This is a genomic window from Salmonella sp. SAL00672, from assembly GCF_046552175.1.
Taxonomy (GTDB): Bacteria; Pseudomonadota; Gammaproteobacteria; order Enterobacterales; family Enterobacteriaceae; genus Salmonella; species Salmonella enterica.
This window is the reverse complement of record NZ_JBGDUQ010000001.1, coordinates 102,703-119,345: the sequence shown is the minus strand read 5'-3', so window position 1 is coordinate 119,345 and position 16,643 is coordinate 102,703. Positions and strand designations below refer to the sequence as shown.

Sequence of the window (16,643 nt, the reverse complement as noted above, 5' to 3'; positions counted from 1 at the left end):
CAATACCGGGGACCTATGGGTTCCCGGTGCGTTAACGGCGACACGGCAATGCGGAGAAACGACTTGCGGCTATTCCACCTGTAAATGGCGGGTACAGACTTGATCAAGTAGCGCAGACTGATGACTAATCACCAACATCCCTAATGAACGGCTGCGGCACACCTCAAGCACGTATACCCATATCGCTTTTTGAATAGACGGATCGAGTTGCGCCGTCATTTCGTCGGCAATCAGAAAACGCGTTCGTGGGTCAAGCGCGCGCAGTATCGCAATACGCGCCAACTCCCCGCCTGAGAGCTGCATTGGCCGACGCGTCAGCCACTCGGGCTGCACATGCAAACGCCTCATCGTTTCCGGGTCAGGCTGCCAAGCATCACGTACAGCGTCTCCGGCGCTTCGCCAGGGATTAAACGTCAGTTCAGGATGCTGGGGGACAAGCTGTACCGGACAATACTGATGCAGAGGTAACGGGCTGCCGTCCAGCAGAACATCGCCCGCCGTCGGCTTTTGCCATCCGGCCAGGACGCGCCCCAACGTTGTTTTCCCCGTTCCGCTTGGCGCATGAATTCCTACCCGTTCACCGGCAGAAATCGTAAACGTCAGGTTCTGCCATAAGACTTTCCCGCCCTGACGAATAACGAGGTCGCGGCAGCTCAGCATTCTATTCCCTCTCCGGTCGGCATAAATAACGGGTTTAGTTCAGGCAATGCCTGCCATTGCCGTTTTAACGGCTCACTCATCTCTTCCGGCTGTAACTGCTCGCAGCGAATATTGTCCGTGATATAACCCTGATGCAGCGCCACAATGCGATCGGCATACCGCGCCGCCAGCAGCAGGTCATGAGTCACCCACAGCACGCCGCATCCCCGCTCGCAGAGACCTCGCAAGTGCTCAAGCAACTGGTTTGCCAGTGCGGTATCAAGCCAGGCGGTGATCTCATCCGCGAGGATATAACGAGCCTGGCTGAGCGAGGCGTGGCACGCCAGAATTCGTTTAGCCATCCCGCCAGAGAGCTGGCGGGGAAAGCGTTCCAGGACTGTCGGTTCAAGATCGCTTTGCTGTAATAGCTGTACCATCTGCGTCTCATCCCAGGCGCGTCCGGTCAGATGACATGCTCTGTTCAAATGTTTTCTGATATTCAGCATGGGATTAAGCGCCTGTACCCCCTGCGGCACGTAGCTAAACGTATTGCCCCTAAGCTGCCTGATGGTATGTCTGTCCAGCCGGTTGCCATCAAGCGTAATCTCCCCCCGAAAGCGTAAGTTTTCCGGCAGCAGATCGAGCAGGCATTGCAGCAGCAGACTTTTTCCCTCCCCGCTGCCGCCAACCAATGCCACCATTTCGCCGGGTGCGATATCAAAAGAGACATTCTGTAATAACGGCGACCAGCGTCTCGTGCCATACCAGCGATAACGCGCGCTTTCCAGCGTAACCTGTTGTAAACTTAGCATACGTCACTCCTTAGCCACAGCCGCTGAATGGCGCGCGCAAACTGATCGAAGAGCATCACCAGCGTGAATAACATTAGGCCGGGAAACAGCACCAGCCACCAGTTACCATGGCTAATAAACCGTAACGCATCCGCCAGCAACAGCCCCAGCGAAGGCTCATGCGGCGCCAGCCCAAACCCCAGAAAACTTAACGCCGCGCTGTGCAATACCGCATGAGGAAACATCAATAACGTTCCCGTCAACCATTGCGGCAATAGCGCCGGAAAATAGTGATATCGCCAGCAATAAAGGTGTCCATGCCCCAGACGATAGGTCAATGTCAGGTAGTCACTCTGCGCTACCCGCTCCGCGTCGGCGCGCAGAATCAGCGCCAGACGGGGCCAGTGCGTTAACGCCACGGCCGCAATGACGCCGCTTTTACCGCCGCCGAGCGTAAAACAGATAAGGATCAGCAAAAGTAAATGCGGCATGGCGAGCATAGCATCGGTTATCAGCCGCATCAGGAGGTCCAGCCGGGGATGAATGCGCGCCGCTGCCGCCATCACTAGCGCGATAACGCCGCTGCACAGCGCGGCGCCAACGCCAATTTGTAAACTGGTGAAGGCCCCCTGAAAGCAACGAAGCCATACATCGCGCCCCAGATTATCGGTGCCAAACCAGTGCTGGATATCAGGCGACAGATGCCGGGCAAGCAGATTAACCTCTGGCGGCTGGCTCAACGTGGCATAACCGTATCCGGCAATAAACAGCAGACAGGTAACGGAGAGGATCAGACGAAACAACGTCGGGGCAGGATTATAGAGCATCGGGACGCTCCAGCGATCGATTAAGCCCCACCACAAGCCAGGCTGAAATCGTATTTCCGGCAAACACTAATAGCGTACAGAATAAAACGATCCCCATGAGTAGCGGGACATCGCCACGCAGGCCGGCATCGATAGTGGCCTGTCCCAGCCCCGGATACGCAAAGACTTTTTCTGCCAGTAACGCCCCCCCCATCAGTTCGCCCAGAGAAGCAAATTGTAAGCAGAGCGCTGGGGTAATCGCATGACGTAACACCTGGTGACGTAACAGCGACCATCCTTTATCCCCCTGAGCGCGCGCAAAACGAATAAATTCGCTCTTCATTACGCTGGCTATTTTTTCTCGCGTATGCAGCGCAATTTGCCCCATGCCCAATAGACTTAACGCACATACCGGCAACACAAGATGGCGTAAACGTTCCGATAAAAGAGCTGTTCCTGCATTATTTCCGGGGTCCCAGGCGCAACAAACAGGTAATACCGGCCAGCGGACGGCAAATAGCGCCAGCAACAGCATTGCTATCCAGAAAGTGGGCAACGATGATAATAAGTAGCTGATACGGCAAATCATCTTATCCGGCCAACGGTGGAGAAAACGTCCGGCCAGAAAACCCAATGTCACGCCCAGCACACCAGACAATAGCCAGGCGCCCGCCAGCAGCGCGAATGACGTCGCAAAACGTTCCCGGATCACGCTGGCGACAGGCATGTTGAACAGCATGGAATACCCCATGTCACCCTGGAGCAGACGCCAAAACCAGTGACCGAAACGCTCCCACAGCGGCTGGTCGAGCCCCCAGCGCGCCGCAATCCGCGCATATTGTTCTGGCGGAACATGGAGCAGATCGTTGCCAATATAAGCACGGATAGGATCAACGGGCGAAAAGCTAAGCAAAATGAAGGTGCCGGCAGCCACCAGCACCAACAGAATAATCAGCCGCAAAAAATGACTGAAGAACAATTTCATCACCGACAGGTCCAGGTCCAGTCATCAAGATTGTTTAACACCGACCAGCTACCGTGGATTTCTGGCGCGCCTTTTCCCAGATCAATACAGGGGTTGGCCAGATAGGTATGCTGAATATTAAGCAGCCATGCCCATGCCGCATCGCCCTGGACGCCCGCGCCCTGCTTCCCATCCCACTCAACCTGCTGCCAGAAAGGAATCGCCTTTTGCCAGTCAGGCGCATCTATAGCCTGTTTCAGATGTGCTTCTACCGCAGGGTTGCTGTAATAGCCCGGGTTATAATATTCCACACCAGCGGCTTTCCCACTGTAGTGATGGAAGAGTTCCATCGGGTCCAGACTTCCCCAGCCAAACAGCGTAGGGTTAGCGTGCATATGGCGCTCTACAGTTTCCCAGCTTCCCGATTGCAACGAGACGACAATGCCTAAAGGCTGCAACATGGCGCGCACCGCCTCGGCCAGATCCCGTCGGGTGCTGTCGCCACTGGCATACCATAAGGTCAGACGCGCTTCTTTACCTGCTTTTTCACGCACGCCCGCACTGTTTATCTTCCAGCCAGCCTCTTCCAGGATGGCGCGCGCTTTTGCAATATCGCCATCGCTGAATATCACTGAAGGATTTTGCCACGGCAATCCCTGCACCGCGCTATAGGCGGGTATCGCATGGCCTTCCATCACCTGTTCCGCCAGTTGCTTACGATTAATGGCATAGTTAATTGCGCGTCTGATAGCGACATCAGCGGTCACATCGTTGCCGACAGGATAACCGTTAGCATCCTTTTTACCGGCAGGCACCATCGGGAAGACAATGCCCCGGTTTTCAACGCTATCGCGTACCCAGAGTTTAAGATTATCCTGCTGCGGGGCCACCGCCATAGAAGGGGCAATGCGCACCAGTCCCAACTGTCCGCTGCGCGCGGCGGCATAAGCATTATCTTCATCCAGAAAGACAAAAACCAGCCGGTTAAAGTCATTCTTTTTACCCGCATACCAGGGATTAGCTTCAACGATCAGTTGCTGACCCGGCTGAAAGCTGACCAGTCGGTATGGACCGGCGCCTATCGGTTCGCGGGCGAACGTTTTTTCATCATAACGGCTGGCCGGAACAATCCCTAACGACCCGAGTACATTCACAAAGGTGCTCTGCGGATGGCTCAGCGTCATCTCAATTCGGCGCGCATCCAGCGCTCGCGCATGGCTAAAATTGCCCATGTCAATTTTACCGCCGCTCTTCGCCGCTTTGTTGTATGTAAATACGACATCTTCGGCAGTTAATGGCGAGCCATCGGAGAATTTCAGCCCGGGCTTTAAGGTTAGCGTCCAGATTTTACCGTCTGGGCTGGTATCCACTTTTTCCGTCAGTAAATTACCCCAACTCATGTCGGCGTTTTGCTTGAGCAACGGCGCATGAAGCAATAAATAGCTGCCGTGGCTCCAGCCCAGCATAGGATCAAAGCCTTCCGTTGGCTCAGGGCCAATGGCCAGCTTCAGGGTACGACCATCTGCCGTGTCCGACGCGGCGAAAAGCGACGAAGTGAATACCAGAGTCAGCGCGCACGTCACGAGCGCCAGTTTGCCTTTAATCATCAATTTGTCCCAGATTATGCGTTGTTTTTGTTTCTCCCGGCGCAGCATAAACGTCGGGAGACCTCCTGAGGACGGCATTATGGCGAGCATTTGTAAGGAAAAAATTGACGCAGAACAGAAAGTATGACGATCTTTTAAAAACATCATACGCACAAACGTCGGGAGCGCCAACGTGGGCTAAAGGCCGCTTTTGACGGGGATAAAACGCAAGGGAAATGACGCTAGGAATACCGGGTTAATTAACGCCATCTTATTCTCTTATTTCCTTTCTATTCTGTATTGCGTCTTCCCACCCGACGCTGTTCATTTTCTCAACATTATTAGTCAGTACTGAAACGTAAGAAGGTATCGTAATTAGCGCCTCCTGGCTTTAAACCTAAACCAATATTAAACGAACCGGGCGTTAATGAAACTTACCAGCAGAACGCCAGTCATATGGCAACCCGATGAAATGACATGCTATGGAGTCCAACCGAAAAATGTTAACGCCGCCAGGGCTCGTGATGATTTTTTTAGCCGTACTGTTCTCATTGCTGACAGGATGCACAAGTTATAAAAACACGGCATGGGGAATATATCCGGCTTCAACGGATATTTGTCCATCAGGTACGACATCAACAGGAGGGTGCAAAGAGTAATATCGCATATTTAATATACACCACTTTTTAAATGACTGTCCGGACATTTTCGGACGGTAAGTTTTCTATTAATTTATAATGGACTAATCCCATGACAAATAAAAAACATATTTTTTCAATTATCTTTATTGGTTCTCTTTTAACGGGGTGTGCTACAGGACCATCACCGACAGGGATTGGCTTATATACGGATGTTAAAGGGCCAATTACTGCCACGAGTCTCCCGGCAACCAAAACCGGTAAAGCGTGTGCGCAAACGGTATTGGGTATTGTAAATACCGGCGACGCATCTATTGATTCAGCGAAAAAAGCGGGCGATATTTCTTTAGTGTCGAGTGTTGATTATGAAACTACAGGCTCATATCCGTTTTATGGTAAAACCTGTGTTGTCGTAAGAGGACAATAACAACAGTAAGCCGGCGATGCCGCCGGCTTTTTATCCCATTTTACGTGCCGCTATCTCTGTCTGTTCCTTGCGACTCAGCCCCCGCTTTAAGGTTCTGTTAAGATTTTACGCATACTCTACAAGCAGTTGTTAATAAAGGATAATAATAATGGCACATTTCTCAAGACTGCAAATAACGCTTCACTGGTTAACACTGCTCCTGACAGGCATCGCATATGCTGCTATTGAGTTACGGGGGTGGGCGCCAAAAGGCTCCAGCGTTTACCTGTTTATGAAAGACACGCACTATGATATGGGCGTTCTGGTCTGGGCGCTGATGTTTTTACGGTTATATCTTAAACACAAATACCCGGATCCGGTCATTACGCCTCCCCCTCCTCACTGGCAGCACGTAGCCGCTAAATTAATGCATATCGCGCTTTATCTCACTTTTCTCGCCTTACCGCTGCTGGGCGTCGCGATGATGGCATCAGGCGGGAAAAGCTGGAGCTTTTTTGGTTTTACTGTACCGGTATTTTTGACGCCAGATAGCGCCCTAAAATCGGATATAAAGCGTATTCATGAAATGCTGGCCAATATCGGCTATTTCCTGATTGCCATGCATGCAGCAGCGGCGTTGTTTCACCATTACATACAAAAAGATGATACATTTTCAAGGATGTTACCCGGTAAATCATGACTATTTCGGCCATCCCGGCGTGAGAGAGCACGCTGGGCAAGGCATTATTATTCCAGCGCTATCGTTTTCGACTGATAGCGCCTTACACCGTTTGTAATCGACAATATACGATATTTTTCCGGTTCCACGTGTAGGTGATATGTACGACGCCGCCCTCGCTAATAATAGCGGGATAAGAATACTCACCGTGGTCACTTTCCAGGTCCAGTAGCGGTAGCCATGATTCGCCATTATCCTGGGAAGCAATCAGTGAAAGCGGATAGCGCTTTCCCCAGTTGCCGTTGACCGGATTTAACGCAAGAATCAGCGTACCGTCCTGCATACTAACCAGATCGATACCACTATTATTATTCGGTAAAGATGTCGCGCGGGCAACAGACCAGGTAGCGCCATAGTCGATTGAATCACTGCGAAAAATTGCCCCGCGTGTGCTTCGTAACAACATATGGATATGCCCCGGAGAAGACTCCCACAACGTAGGCTGAATAACGCCATCCCAGCGCAAGAGGTTTTCCAGACAACATTCCCACAACACCCCCTTTTTTACACCATCCCACAACGCTACGTTTGTCCCGGGAATAGCGTTATCAGGCTCCAGCGGAACAAAAGAGATATTCCAGTGTTTTCCTTCGTCAGAGGATCGATCCACAAATGCCCTCCACCGTTCAGGACTCTCAATCGACCCTGGCGCAATCCAGGCGCCATTTGATGCCAGCAGGAGTTTATTTTTTACGGGACCGCGCGGCAAAATATCATCGTTAACCAACGGAGCTGGCGTACTCCAGGTAAATCCTCGATCGCTGGAGGTGATAAACCAGGTTTTCCACACGTGTACGTCGCTGCCTACTTTATAAAATAACCACAATTTATCCGACGGGTAAAATAACACCGGATTCCAGTGCGCTTCCCCCTCGCGTGCCGCCACTCGCTGCGGTGTTGTCCAGATATTATGTTCATAGCGAGATAGCCAGATGGCTGTATCTTCGCTTCCTTCGCGCAACCCCGCGAACCATGCGGCCACGAGCGTACCGCACGGTAAGCGAACAAGCGTAGAGGCATGGCACTGGAAGGACTCGGTTCCGCTTTCCGGTAAAATGACCTGCCGATTGACGAGCGCTAATTTCATACCTGCCTCGATTAAATAAGGTAAAAAGCATCAGCTTTTTTATGTATGAAAGTAGTGTTAGCAGAAATAGCATCAACGCGGTGAAAACGATCAACCGCTATACGAATTTATGTTCAGATATCGCGCCCATAACAGGCAGAATGTCGAGAGTGGACAAAAATTGGACTGACCTCGCGGATAATTCCAACTTACCGCCGTCCAATGGCGACGAGGTCAGTGGCACGGGATAATATAGAGGTCAGGGCTATAATATTTAGCGATCTGTGCCTACAAGCATGACGGGATACTTTTCGCTACAGACAATGAAGGCCCGTCTAAACGGGCCTCCATTAATGCTTTTATGATTTATGTTCAATCGCCTTTGGTTTGCTTTCTATGGCAATTTTTTTCGGTTTCTCGCTTTCAGGGATCTCCTGGTAAATCTCGACCAACAAGAGGCCCTGTTCCAGTTTCGCATTATTCACCTTAGCATGTTCAGGCAAAGAAAAACTCAACTGGAAATCCGCCTTACGAATACCACGATAAATCCAGTGCGTCTGATCCTCTACCGTCTCTTCAGTGTGTTTACCCGTAATATTCAGGTTGCCGCCAACCGTTTCAATTTCAAGCTCTTCCTCTTTCCAGCCAGGAACGCTCACGGTAAGCAGATAGTTATTCGCATCGCGCTTTTGCAGATCGTAAGCTGGCGTCGCAGTGACTGGCGTATCTCCTGTTAATTGACTGAAAAGTCTATCAATACGGTTGAAACGGTCAGAGAAAAGAGAATCAGCAAACACGGGAAGTGCTGACAAGGTTCTGAGTGCCATCATTAACCTCCTGAATCACTATTCAAAAGTTCAACATCAAGGCAAGCATTGCTTGTCCACTGACTACATAGGGACGGGAAAAACATTTTCAAGTCTATAAAAGCCTTTTTTTAGTCACGAATTTAAGTGGTTAACGAAAAATCTCATCCCGTTCATTGCCATTTCCGCTGTCCCTTCATCTTTACAATTTTTCTCCACCAGTACAATTGATAATGATTATCAATTGCATTAATGTATACAGGTTGGTTATGGCAGTGACCAACGCCCTTCTCCATTATCAAACCCAGCGCCGCCTTCGGGCGGCCTTTTGGGAGGAAATATGGTCGCCAAAAATAAAATTCACGGTCGTCGTATTCGTCAGTCTCTGCAACAGTTACATCATCGTTGTCTTTTTCAGCAACTGGCGGTAAGCCCACCAGGAGCAAAATATGTTTCAGTCACCGCTGAAACAAAAAACTGGCTTATTCATCTTGTGACTTCAGAGGGCCTCTAGCACGCGGTAGTGACTGTCCATGTTGTCGCTAAAATTTTAATGAAATGACATTTATACACCTACAATTTGCGCCCGGCTACTCCGGGCGCCATACCTGAAGATATGACTCCCGTTGCCAACTGACTGGAATTTTAGCTATCGTCTCCGACGTAGAAAAATTCGATATCTTTATTAAACCATTTATCAATGTTGTGCCACATCAGACAACCGGTCAGAAAACTTGCGATCAATATCCCTCCTATAAGCCACTTTTTCACATATACTCCTGAATAACCCCTGTTGATGCCATTATCTGATCGATAATAAAAAGACCATCATTTGAAGAAATAGTTTCACTGACAGATACCGTATGAAACGAGACAGTGAACAGTACCGTTTTCTTCGGTTTTTATGCCATAGTATTGAGCAGTGGTGACAATCATTTTCTATCGCACCATAATGATTTGCAGCCTATAGTTTATGATTTTAAGATTTGTCTACTCATCACATATGTCAGTGATGGATAAATTATAATACGCTTTTCTGGCGCACTTTTCGTCAGTAAACAGGAATACTACAGCATTCATCGTATTGATGCCGCTTTATCTCCCGTTCTTCAGGGAATTAACGACAATTTTATGCACAAAGGATACTAATGATGAAACGTAAATTGATCCCATTTACCCTCTTTCTCGCTGCGCTTAGCGCCAGTACCATCTCTATAGCAGCTTCGCAGGAGATTTCTAAATCTATATACACCTGTAATGATAACCAGGTTATGGAGGTGATTTACGTCAACACCGAGGCTGGAAACGCCTATGCGATTATCAGTCAGGTAAACGAGATGATCCCGATGCGGTTAATGAAAATGGCCTCCGGAGCAAATTACGAAGCCATAGACAAAAATTATACTTATAAACTTTATACCAAAGGCAAAACGGCTGAACTGGTGGAAGGTGATGATAAACCTGTTCTCAGTAACTGTTCCTTAGCTAACTAACCTTAAGAAATGCCTGAAGACTCATCAGGCATTTCCACTTCAACCTTCCTGTAACGTAACGTTAAAGAATATGTGAATCACTACCGTAGTATAATGGCTAATTAGTAACCACTTTTAAGCATGGTTAATCCTATTTTTAAAGAAAAGTTCGAACTGTCTGAATTGTCGTTGTTGAGCGTTTAAATGTTTTGCTTTATTAAGTGACCCAGGTAGAATTCGCAGCGGCTGGTAACCATTCATATTCGCACTATTGAACGATCACCGGCCAACCGCGCCAGGGTCTTGCATACGCTCTGGCGCGGTTAAATCCCCAGGCCATAAACGAAATCACTGGTTTCTGCTATTGATCGTATCTTTCAAGTTAACCTGCATTATGCTTGCCCACCTGATGTAAAAAGACACCGCTCTGAACCATAGGGTGTGAATTTTATTTTATAAAAAATTGCGGTGCCGGGTGCCTCCCGGTGAACCATACCACAGTCAATATGGTTCGCGAGGAACATTAACTATTTGACTGGACGCCCCGCCGCAAAGGGGGATTCACCGCATAAGAAAAATCTACAACTCACAAGTAATAAAAGACAATAACATTTTTGTGCATTTTTTATAAATGACTATCTTGTCACGTAATAAATGAAATTATTCTGTAACAGGATTGCAAGACAATACTTATTCAAAACTGAAGTGGTCAGTGGGAGTCGAACCCACATCATCAGCCTGACACTGAGGTAATAACATTATACGATAACCACATTGGACCGCCACCGAGGCCTCGAACCTCGCACCATCAACTTAGGAGGTTGATGCTCTATCCAGCTGAGCTAGTGGCGGCTGGGGACTTCTGCCAGGCGCAAAAAAGGTGCTCTCCTGGATAAAATACATACCTTGCTACTTTTCAGTAGTCGTTCAACGGCAGGTACAATATGCGAAGGCGGTCACAAAATCTTGATGACATTGTGATTAATTCCAGGAAAATTTTTCAGAGTGAATCTTGTGAGATCTGGCGTTATTTACACCAGATTTTCCTTCCTGCTTATCACCTACCTGAGCAACCTTGATTGCTTACCACAACCCCTTATCTGTGCTTATGCTGGTGAGATGTTATGTACAGCGTCACTATGACGAAGAGAGAAAAGACAGGCAGGTACGTGTTACTGGTAAAGAAGCCCTGTTTTGTGACTGGCGGTGCGGAAGGCGAACCTTCCGCATAGCTTATGCTTTTCAGAAACGGTATCCAACCCCGACGTTGAAGCCGTTTATTTTTGTAGAGGAGATGTTGCTTCCTTCATACCCAACATCGACGACGATATTCTCCAGCGGATTCATCTGTACACCCGCGCCCCAGGCAAATCCCGTTTTCCTTGAGGAAATTTTGTTAGAAAAAGAATCGCCATCCTGAGTGGAATGTTCTTTAAATGTCGCCTTTACCGTGCCGACACCCGCCAGCGCGTATAACGAAAAATTGTCAGACAATCGATAGGCTGGCCCAACCATTAAAGAACCGTACTTCACCTCAAACTTGTCATGGTAATGAATACCTTCAGGCTCAACAGACCCGGAAGCCTGTCTGTCTCCATATAAGTAACTTAGCGAGGAAATAAAACTTACCGGAGAGTCATCCTCATAACGGTATTTCACATTTACCCCTCGGATATTTTTGAAATCCTGAACTTTACTTTGTGCATACCCCACGGAAAAGGCGTTAGTATCGGCCTGTGCAACATTTACAACCAAAACGCTTGTAGTAATAACTAAAGTGGATAAAATAATATTTTTCATAACAACTCCTTAATACTACTTATTATTTACGGTGTGTTTAAACACCTGCAGTACCGATCCGGCATTCAGTTATCGCCACTATGCCGAATCGACAAAACCACGAATAATTCACCGCTATCGCTCCTGATGTGTTTACTTCCTGAAAGATATTTTTACTACCGAAGCACTCTATCGCTCATTTAGGTAACCGGTTCTACAATGTCATCTAACTTTTATAGATTTGAATGCTAATTTTTCTCACGCATATATATTTAACAGAAACCATAAAGTGTTTAGCCACTATAGAACAACAAATCACCCATGCAACATTTTGATATTTAAAGAGAAAATCTCACAACCACATTAAGAAACTTGACACCGTTCGGCTAAAAACATGTCATTAAGCAAACTCGCCATATAATCAGAACATATCGCATTGTGCTTCACAGTCCTCACGTGACGCTCCAGCCGCAATACGGTTATATGCCATCGCAGGCGCTGTAATCATATTCACGATGATGCTTAGCACGCTTTATTCCCGCTCCGATTTAATCTTTTAATATATCTATCAGTTACAACATTTCTTGTTATATTATAAGAATAGAATCAACACCACAATTCCAACATAAATATCACCTGTGTTTAGAGAGAATTTACATTCCAAAAAAATAATAACTAACGCAAATATTGAACACGCGATAAAAAAGTCTATTTCGCTATAAAACCCATTATTATTAAGAGTGGTTAACTCTTCGTTGAATAAAAAATGTCAATGACGTTCCATAATTCAGGAGATGAACTTCACAAGTCATTATATATAACAGGAGGTGCTATGAAACATCATGCTTTTATGCTTTGGTCATTACTTATTTTTTCATTCCATGTTTTGGCCAGTTCAGGCCATTGTTCTGGTTTACAACAGGCATCATGGGATATTTTTATCTACGATTTTGGTAGTAAAACCCCGCAACCACCTACAAATACTGATAAAAAGCAAGCCAGGCAGATTAGTTCACCGTCCTGCCCGACGACAAAACCCATGATGTCCGCCCCAGTCAATGACGCCAGGAAAGGGAATACTCTCTCCAGAACATAATGTTATTTATCTACAATGATGCCGAACGACTACTTTTAGCCACCCGGAAATCTTGATTGTCATCAAATATAGCTGGCATTATTTTTCCTGACGTGTATAGTGCGCCTCGTTATCCCCATTAAGGAATTTGTTTGTCTCGTAAAATGACAGGAATTGTCAAAACCTTTGATTGTAAGAGCGGTAAAGGTCTCATCACCCCCTCCGATGGACGCAAAGATGTTCAGGTCCACATCTCAGCATGTCGCCAACACGAAACAGAAGCGCTTATCCCCGGTATACGCGTTGAGTTTTGTCGTATTAATGGCCTCCGCGGACCTACCGCCGCCAACGTTTATCTTTCATAATTCGTCACCCGGCATTTTTTCAGAAAAATTTAGCGAGTACGTCTACCTCCGCAGCCTGCTATGAGGCTTTGCCTGAAAGGCTGCAGAATGTTTTCAGTGGCGAAAATCTAAAAGATTTATTTTGCTAATGACTCCTGTGACCTCTTTTATCATATACCGGGTGCCCCCCCTTCTCACTTTGTTTAACGTGAAGAAATGTACAGCCGTTTTTCACTGTGATAGCATGTAATATTGCAAAAGTATTTAACGCTATATACCCATCGTCACAGGAGTGGCTGGCTGCGCGCATTTAACCGAAGTATTTATGTGATTCTATCGGAATTATCTCTATTGCCGCTCAATGCTACGTCATATTCAGTGGGTATAAATTGCCAATATAGTTGTAACGCTATTTATTTTTAGGGTAATAATTGAATGACTTTGCTTTCAGGAAAAACCACACTGGTTCTCTGCCTCTCCTCTATTTTATGTGGATGTACGACGAACGGCTTACCCACACCTTATAGTATTAATTTGTCGTTCCCGGTCATTACACAAAACCAGATTAATTCCGGTGGTTATTACATAAATGACGCGGAACAAATTCGGACAACTGATGGTCTGTGCCTTGATACAGGCCCAGATCAACAGAATCGTTTGACGCTGCGGGAGTGTAAGCATGTGCAATCTCAGCTTTTCTCATTTCACCGAGACAGAATCACGCAGGGTGAGAAATGTCTGGATGCCGCAGGACAAGGTACAAAAGAAGGCACACCAATCATTCTTTATTCATGCACGGGTAATGATAACCAGCGCTGGCTCACTGATGATAACAAAATTAAGGGGAAACAGAGCCGAAAATGCCTGGGCACAAATAGCATTATTGTCAGAAAAGGCGACCCTGTTGTGTTGGCCGATTGCGATTTTAGTCGCGCCCTGGAATTTACCATCAGGTAGCAGGACACCGCTGTGAAGAGAGTGCCGCTAACCTCTTGACACGACAACAGGTTAGCGACCTTTACTTCCACGTGCGATCAATTTACTTTACGTCCGCAACGTCAGGATGACAAAACGGCGGCTAAACCTTGACACCAGTTATATACCCAGCTTAAATACTGGTCATCCAACCAGTAAAAAGGAAATGGCGATGTACGTCGAACTCGTTTATGACAAGCGAAATGTTGAAGGTTTGCCAGGCGCACGCGAAATCATCCTCAATGAACTCACAAAACGCGTACATCAACTTTTTCCCGATGCGCAAGTGAAAGTTAAGCCAATGCAGGCGAACGCATTAAACAGTGACTGTACAAAAACCGAGAAAGAACGGCTGCACCGTATGCTGGAAGAGATGTTTGAAGAGGCTGATATGTGGCTGGTCGCCGAATAACGTCCCCTCCTGCGAAAGCGACATGTCCGATCGAAAACAGCGCCCTGAGGCGCTGTCTGTGACGATATAACGCAAACGCTACCACTCAGAACATGTTGTTGTTGATACCTCAGACCGGTATGTGGAACCGACATTCATCGCTTCACTGGCCTGTCGGTATGAGTAGCCCTTATCAACAATCAGCTGTGCGCATTCCAGCCTGAAATCTGAAAGTACGTTTGGTTTTGTTGTTTATTAAGAGCCTATCCCATTAGACTCTTTTATTCGCCAAACTGGCTTTAACGATTACGCCTACTGGGATAGGTTCTAAACTTATCATCAATACGTAAAATACCTATTTACGAACAAAAAGTAACAGGTAAAAATCCGAAATAAAACCAGCATAACTAAAACTTACTGCAGATATGCACACGCATTATTACTATGTTTCCAGGATAGTCTCGACCAGTCAAGACTATCTATTTTATATAAAAAAGGGAAATACTTCACATGAATAAAATACATGTTACATATAAAAATCTCTTACTTCCGATTACCTTCATCGCGGCAACTCTAATTAGCGCCTGTGATAACGATAAAGATGCCATGGCGGAAGCTGAAAAAAATCAAGAGAAATACATGCAAAAAATCCAGCAAAAAGAGCACCAGCAATCAATGTTCTTTTACGACAAAGCCGAAATGCAAAAAGCTATTGCCAATATCAACGCAAAAGGTGGAGCCAATCTTGCGATTATTGAAGTCCGTTTCTTCAAGGGCGGGTATTCATTCATTCGACAAAGCGTTAACACCCCTGCTAAAGTAGAGATGTTTAAATTTAACAACGGCTACTGGGGGGGACCTTCGCCTGTCAACTTAACCATCTTTGGCACTATAACAGAGGAGCAAAAACAAGAAGCACTAAAAGAGGCTTTATTCAAATTCGACTCGATCAATTTCAGCATTATACCAGAGCGTATTCAGGAAACAATTAAACGTGCTAACGCCAGTGGCATCATTTCCGTTACGGAAGATAGCGATATCGTTGTACGAGCAGAGATAGCTCATAATGGCGAATTCGTCTATGACATTACCATCACTGCTAAAAATACAGCACGTGCGGTAATGACCTTAAATAAGGATGGTTCTATTGCCGGATATGAGATCAAAGAACCTTTCGACCCAAAAAAAGAAGCCGAAAAAGCACAGCAACTTGTTGAACAATCGAGAAAAGACATTGAAAGTCAGCGTAAAAAAGCAGCTGAAAAGATGAACGAAATACAGCAGACATTTAAAAAATAGCAGACGATACAAACATTGATAAAAATTATAGCGCGAAAGAGCGCGTGCCAGGTACTAAGGCACTGCTTGAAGACAGCGAATCGCTATTTCATTCTCTGACACTGTAATTTTTCGTACTCAAGATGTTTATTTATTGAGTCTTTTGTGGATAACCAGGTGAAGTTATGTGACGCCAGGAATCTATTCCAGCGGGCGTACTTGTTGGAGCCAGTGTGAAGCCGGGCAGCGCGCAGAAACCGGAGCGTATACGTTGTACGTGAGAATTTCGAGCACTGCCCGACCTAAAAATGATGAATAAAATAGATATTTTAAAGAGGTAATATGAAGAATTTTTTCAAAATAATTACTGATTTCATCGCGGATATTTCCCTTGATCTATTTGCTATATTTTTATGCATGTTATTCGTATACAAAACAGGACCATCAATTGGTGTGATATCATTTTTTATTGCATTAATTATTTATATCATTCTTCATTTTGTTTTTTACTCATTTCGTGAAAAAATCATAAAAAAAATATTCAAATAAGTATTTAAAATTATTGTTTTGAGGTACAAATTCAGCGCAATAAAACAGAGCAACTAAAAAAAATTAGGCGTAGCGAAGTGGAAAAGGACTGTCATGTACTGGACCGTGAGCTGGTCGGGAGAGCAATGTACGGGAAAGAGCGAAATACTGTCATTGATATGAGCAGGAATATCGATAGCCAGTAAATCACTCCTGTGGTAATACAGGCCACTTGATGACTGTGAAGGTCGCTTCATCTGAAGCACCGGTGAAGTCCAGCATTTTAAGTGAAAAGCAGCCAGCAGGCGCTTCTGCTGGTCCATATTCCTCTATTTTGCCAGACCACACTAAAGTGCCACA

At 46.4% G+C, this 16,643-nt stretch carries 18 protein-coding genes and 1 tRNA gene; 9 read left to right on the top strand and 10 right to left on the bottom strand.

What is annotated here, in order from left to right:
- Positions 1-69: 69 nt before the first annotated feature.
- Genes ACLJTG_RS00625 through ACLJTG_RS00605 form a run of 5 tightly spaced genes read right to left on the bottom strand, consistent with a single transcriptional unit; the run spans position 70 to position 4,855 of the window.
- Positions 70-660, bottom strand: a complete 591-nt coding sequence (locus tag ACLJTG_RS00625) for an ATP-binding cassette domain-containing protein (protein ID WP_000947460.1) — start codon at positions 658-660, stop codon at positions 70-72.
- Positions 654-1,451, bottom strand: coding sequence for an ATP-binding cassette domain-containing protein (locus tag ACLJTG_RS00620; protein WP_000950212.1), 798 nt, complete (start codon positions 1,449-1,451; stop codon positions 654-656). Before ACLJTG_RS00620 ends, ACLJTG_RS00625 begins: the two co-directional genes overlap by 7 nt.
- Positions 1,445-2,257 (bottom strand): ABC transporter permease, encoded by an 813-nt coding sequence (locus ACLJTG_RS00615; protein WP_000966636.1) that lies wholly within the window; start codon positions 2,255-2,257, stop codon positions 1,445-1,447. Before ACLJTG_RS00615 ends, ACLJTG_RS00620 begins: the two co-directional genes overlap by 7 nt.
- Positions 2,247-3,221, bottom strand: coding sequence for an ABC transporter permease (locus tag ACLJTG_RS00610; protein WP_001726984.1), 975 nt, complete (start codon positions 3,219-3,221; stop codon positions 2,247-2,249). The genes ACLJTG_RS00615 and ACLJTG_RS00610 overlap by 11 nt, the downstream gene beginning before the upstream one ends.
- Entirely contained in the window at positions 3,221-4,855 is a 1,635-nt protein-coding gene (locus ACLJTG_RS00605) for an ABC transporter substrate-binding protein (protein ID WP_000946085.1), read from the bottom strand. Before ACLJTG_RS00605 ends, ACLJTG_RS00610 begins: the two co-directional genes overlap by 1 nt.
- Before the next feature lie 681 nt (positions 4,856-5,536).
- On the opposite strand from ACLJTG_RS00605, the gene ACLJTG_RS00600 reads away from it, so the two are divergent.
- Complete coding sequence (locus ACLJTG_RS00600; protein ID WP_000182479.1) at positions 5,537-5,851, top strand: TRL-like family protein; 315 nt, start codon at positions 5,537-5,539, stop codon at positions 5,849-5,851.
- A gap of 148 nt (positions 5,852-5,999) precedes the next feature.
- The gene (locus ACLJTG_RS00595; protein ID WP_000929980.1) at positions 6,000-6,530 is read left to right on the top strand and encodes a cytochrome b; all 531 of its coding nucleotides are present in this window, start codon (positions 6,000-6,002) and stop codon (positions 6,528-6,530) included.
- Between the two features lie 82 nt (positions 6,531-6,612).
- Here ACLJTG_RS00595 and ACLJTG_RS00590 read toward each other — a convergent pair whose 3' ends face one another.
- The 3 genes from ACLJTG_RS00590 to ACLJTG_RS00580 form a co-directional block, all read right to left on the bottom strand.
- On the bottom strand, positions 6,613-7,656 hold the full coding sequence (locus ACLJTG_RS00590; protein ID WP_079951259.1) for a sialidase family protein: 1,044 nt from the start codon (positions 7,654-7,656) through the stop codon (positions 6,613-6,615).
- Positions 7,657-7,994: 338 nt separating this feature from the next.
- Positions 7,995-8,462, bottom strand: a complete 468-nt coding sequence (locus ACLJTG_RS00585) for an Hsp20 family protein (protein WP_001218120.1) — start codon at positions 8,460-8,462, stop codon at positions 7,995-7,997.
- A gap of 152 nt (positions 8,463-8,614) precedes the next feature.
- Positions 8,615-8,887 (bottom strand): hypothetical protein, encoded by a 273-nt coding sequence (locus ACLJTG_RS00580; protein WP_000927827.1) that lies wholly within the window; start codon positions 8,885-8,887, stop codon positions 8,615-8,617.
- Between the two features lie 702 nt (positions 8,888-9,589).
- On the opposite strand from ACLJTG_RS00580, the gene ACLJTG_RS00575 reads away from it, so the two are divergent.
- Entirely contained in the window at positions 9,590-9,934 is a 345-nt protein-coding gene (locus ACLJTG_RS00575) for a c-type lysozyme inhibitor (RefSeq protein WP_000977724.1), read from the top strand.
- A gap of 754 nt (positions 9,935-10,688) precedes the next feature.
- Here ACLJTG_RS00575 and ACLJTG_RS00570 read toward each other — a convergent pair.
- Positions 10,689-10,765, bottom strand: a tRNA-Arg gene (locus ACLJTG_RS00570).
- Between the two features lie 390 nt (positions 10,766-11,155).
- Positions 11,156-11,713, bottom strand: coding sequence for a virulence membrane protein PagC (pagC, locus tag ACLJTG_RS00565; RefSeq protein ID WP_000789471.1), 558 nt, complete (start codon positions 11,711-11,713; stop codon positions 11,156-11,158).
- Positions 11,714-12,524: 811 nt separating this feature from the next.
- Between pagC and pagD the strand changes: the two genes are divergently transcribed.
- The 6 genes from pagD (at position 12,525) to ACLJTG_RS00535 (ending at position 16,304) form a co-directional block, all read left to right on the top strand.
- On the top strand, positions 12,525-12,788 hold the full coding sequence (pagD, locus tag ACLJTG_RS00560) for a virulence protein PagD (RefSeq protein ID WP_012664625.1): 264 nt from the start codon (positions 12,525-12,527) through the stop codon (positions 12,786-12,788).
- 131 nt (positions 12,789-12,919) lie between these two features.
- Positions 12,920-13,132, top strand: coding sequence for a cold shock-like protein CspF (gene cspF / locus ACLJTG_RS00555; RefSeq protein WP_001537306.1), 213 nt, complete (start codon positions 12,920-12,922; stop codon positions 13,130-13,132).
- A gap of 414 nt (positions 13,133-13,546) precedes the next feature.
- Positions 13,547-14,068, top strand: coding sequence for an RICIN domain-containing protein (locus ACLJTG_RS00550; RefSeq protein ID WP_001532066.1), 522 nt, complete (start codon positions 13,547-13,549; stop codon positions 14,066-14,068).
- Positions 14,069-14,258: 190 nt separating this feature from the next.
- A complete protein-coding gene (msgA, locus tag ACLJTG_RS00545) occupies positions 14,259-14,498 on the top strand; it encodes a virulence protein MsgA (protein ID WP_000289207.1) in 240 nt (79 codons plus the stop codon).
- 489 nt (positions 14,499-14,987) lie between these two features.
- On the top strand, positions 14,988-15,776 hold the full coding sequence (gene envF, locus ACLJTG_RS00540) for a putative envelope lipoprotein EnvF (RefSeq protein WP_001033398.1): 789 nt from the start codon (positions 14,988-14,990) through the stop codon (positions 15,774-15,776).
- Positions 15,777-16,097: 321 nt separating this feature from the next.
- Complete coding sequence (locus ACLJTG_RS00535) at positions 16,098-16,304, top strand: hypothetical protein (protein ID WP_000787625.1); 207 nt, start codon at positions 16,098-16,100, stop codon at positions 16,302-16,304.
- Positions 16,305-16,643: the final 339 nt, after the last annotated feature.

Excerpts from the sequence above, each read along its gene's own strand:
- ACLJTG_RS00585 (WP_001218120.1), bottom strand. The coding sequence starts at position 8,462 with ATGGCACTCAGAACCTTGTCAGCACTTCCCGTGTTTGCTGATTCTCTT.
- envF (WP_001033398.1), top strand. The coding sequence starts at position 14,988 with ATGAATAAAATACATGTTACATATAAAAATCTCTTACTTCCGATTACC.
- ACLJTG_RS00625 (WP_000947460.1), bottom strand. The coding sequence starts at position 660 with ATGCTGAGCTGCCGCGACCTCGTTATTCGTCAGGGCGGGAAAGTCTTA.
- ACLJTG_RS00605 (WP_000946085.1), bottom strand. The coding sequence starts at position 4,855 with ATGCTGCGCCGGGAGAAACAAAAACAACGCATAATCTGGGACAAATTG.
- ACLJTG_RS00550 (WP_001532066.1), top strand. The coding sequence starts at position 13,547 with ATGACTTTGCTTTCAGGAAAAACCACACTGGTTCTCTGCCTCTCCTCT.
- ACLJTG_RS00535 (WP_000787625.1), top strand. The coding sequence starts at position 16,098 with ATGAAGAATTTTTTCAAAATAATTACTGATTTCATCGCGGATATTTCC.
- ACLJTG_RS00610 (WP_001726984.1), bottom strand. The coding sequence starts at position 3,221 with ATGAAATTGTTCTTCAGTCATTTTTTGCGGCTGATTATTCTGTTGGTG.
- pagD (WP_012664625.1), top strand. The coding sequence starts at position 12,525 with ATGAAACATCATGCTTTTATGCTTTGGTCATTACTTATTTTTTCATTC.
- ACLJTG_RS00615 (WP_000966636.1), bottom strand. The coding sequence starts at position 2,257 with ATGCTCTATAATCCTGCCCCGACGTTGTTTCGTCTGATCCTCTCCGTT.
- ACLJTG_RS00600 (WP_000182479.1), top strand. The coding sequence starts at position 5,537 with ATGACAAATAAAAAACATATTTTTTCAATTATCTTTATTGGTTCTCTT.
- pagC (WP_000789471.1), bottom strand. The coding sequence starts at position 11,713 with ATGAAAAATATTATTTTATCCACTTTAGTTATTACTACAAGCGTTTTG.
- ACLJTG_RS00575 (WP_000977724.1), top strand. The coding sequence starts at position 9,590 with ATGATGAAACGTAAATTGATCCCATTTACCCTCTTTCTCGCTGCGCTT.
- msgA (WP_000289207.1), top strand. The coding sequence starts at position 14,259 with ATGTACGTCGAACTCGTTTATGACAAGCGAAATGTTGAAGGTTTGCCA.
- ACLJTG_RS00590 (WP_079951259.1), bottom strand. The coding sequence starts at position 7,656 with ATGAAATTAGCGCTCGTCAATCGGCAGGTCATTTTACCGGAAAGCGGA.
- ACLJTG_RS00595 (WP_000929980.1), top strand. The coding sequence starts at position 6,000 with ATGGCACATTTCTCAAGACTGCAAATAACGCTTCACTGGTTAACACTG.
- ACLJTG_RS00620 (WP_000950212.1), bottom strand. The coding sequence starts at position 1,451 with ATGCTAAGTTTACAACAGGTTACGCTGGAAAGCGCGCGTTATCGCTGG.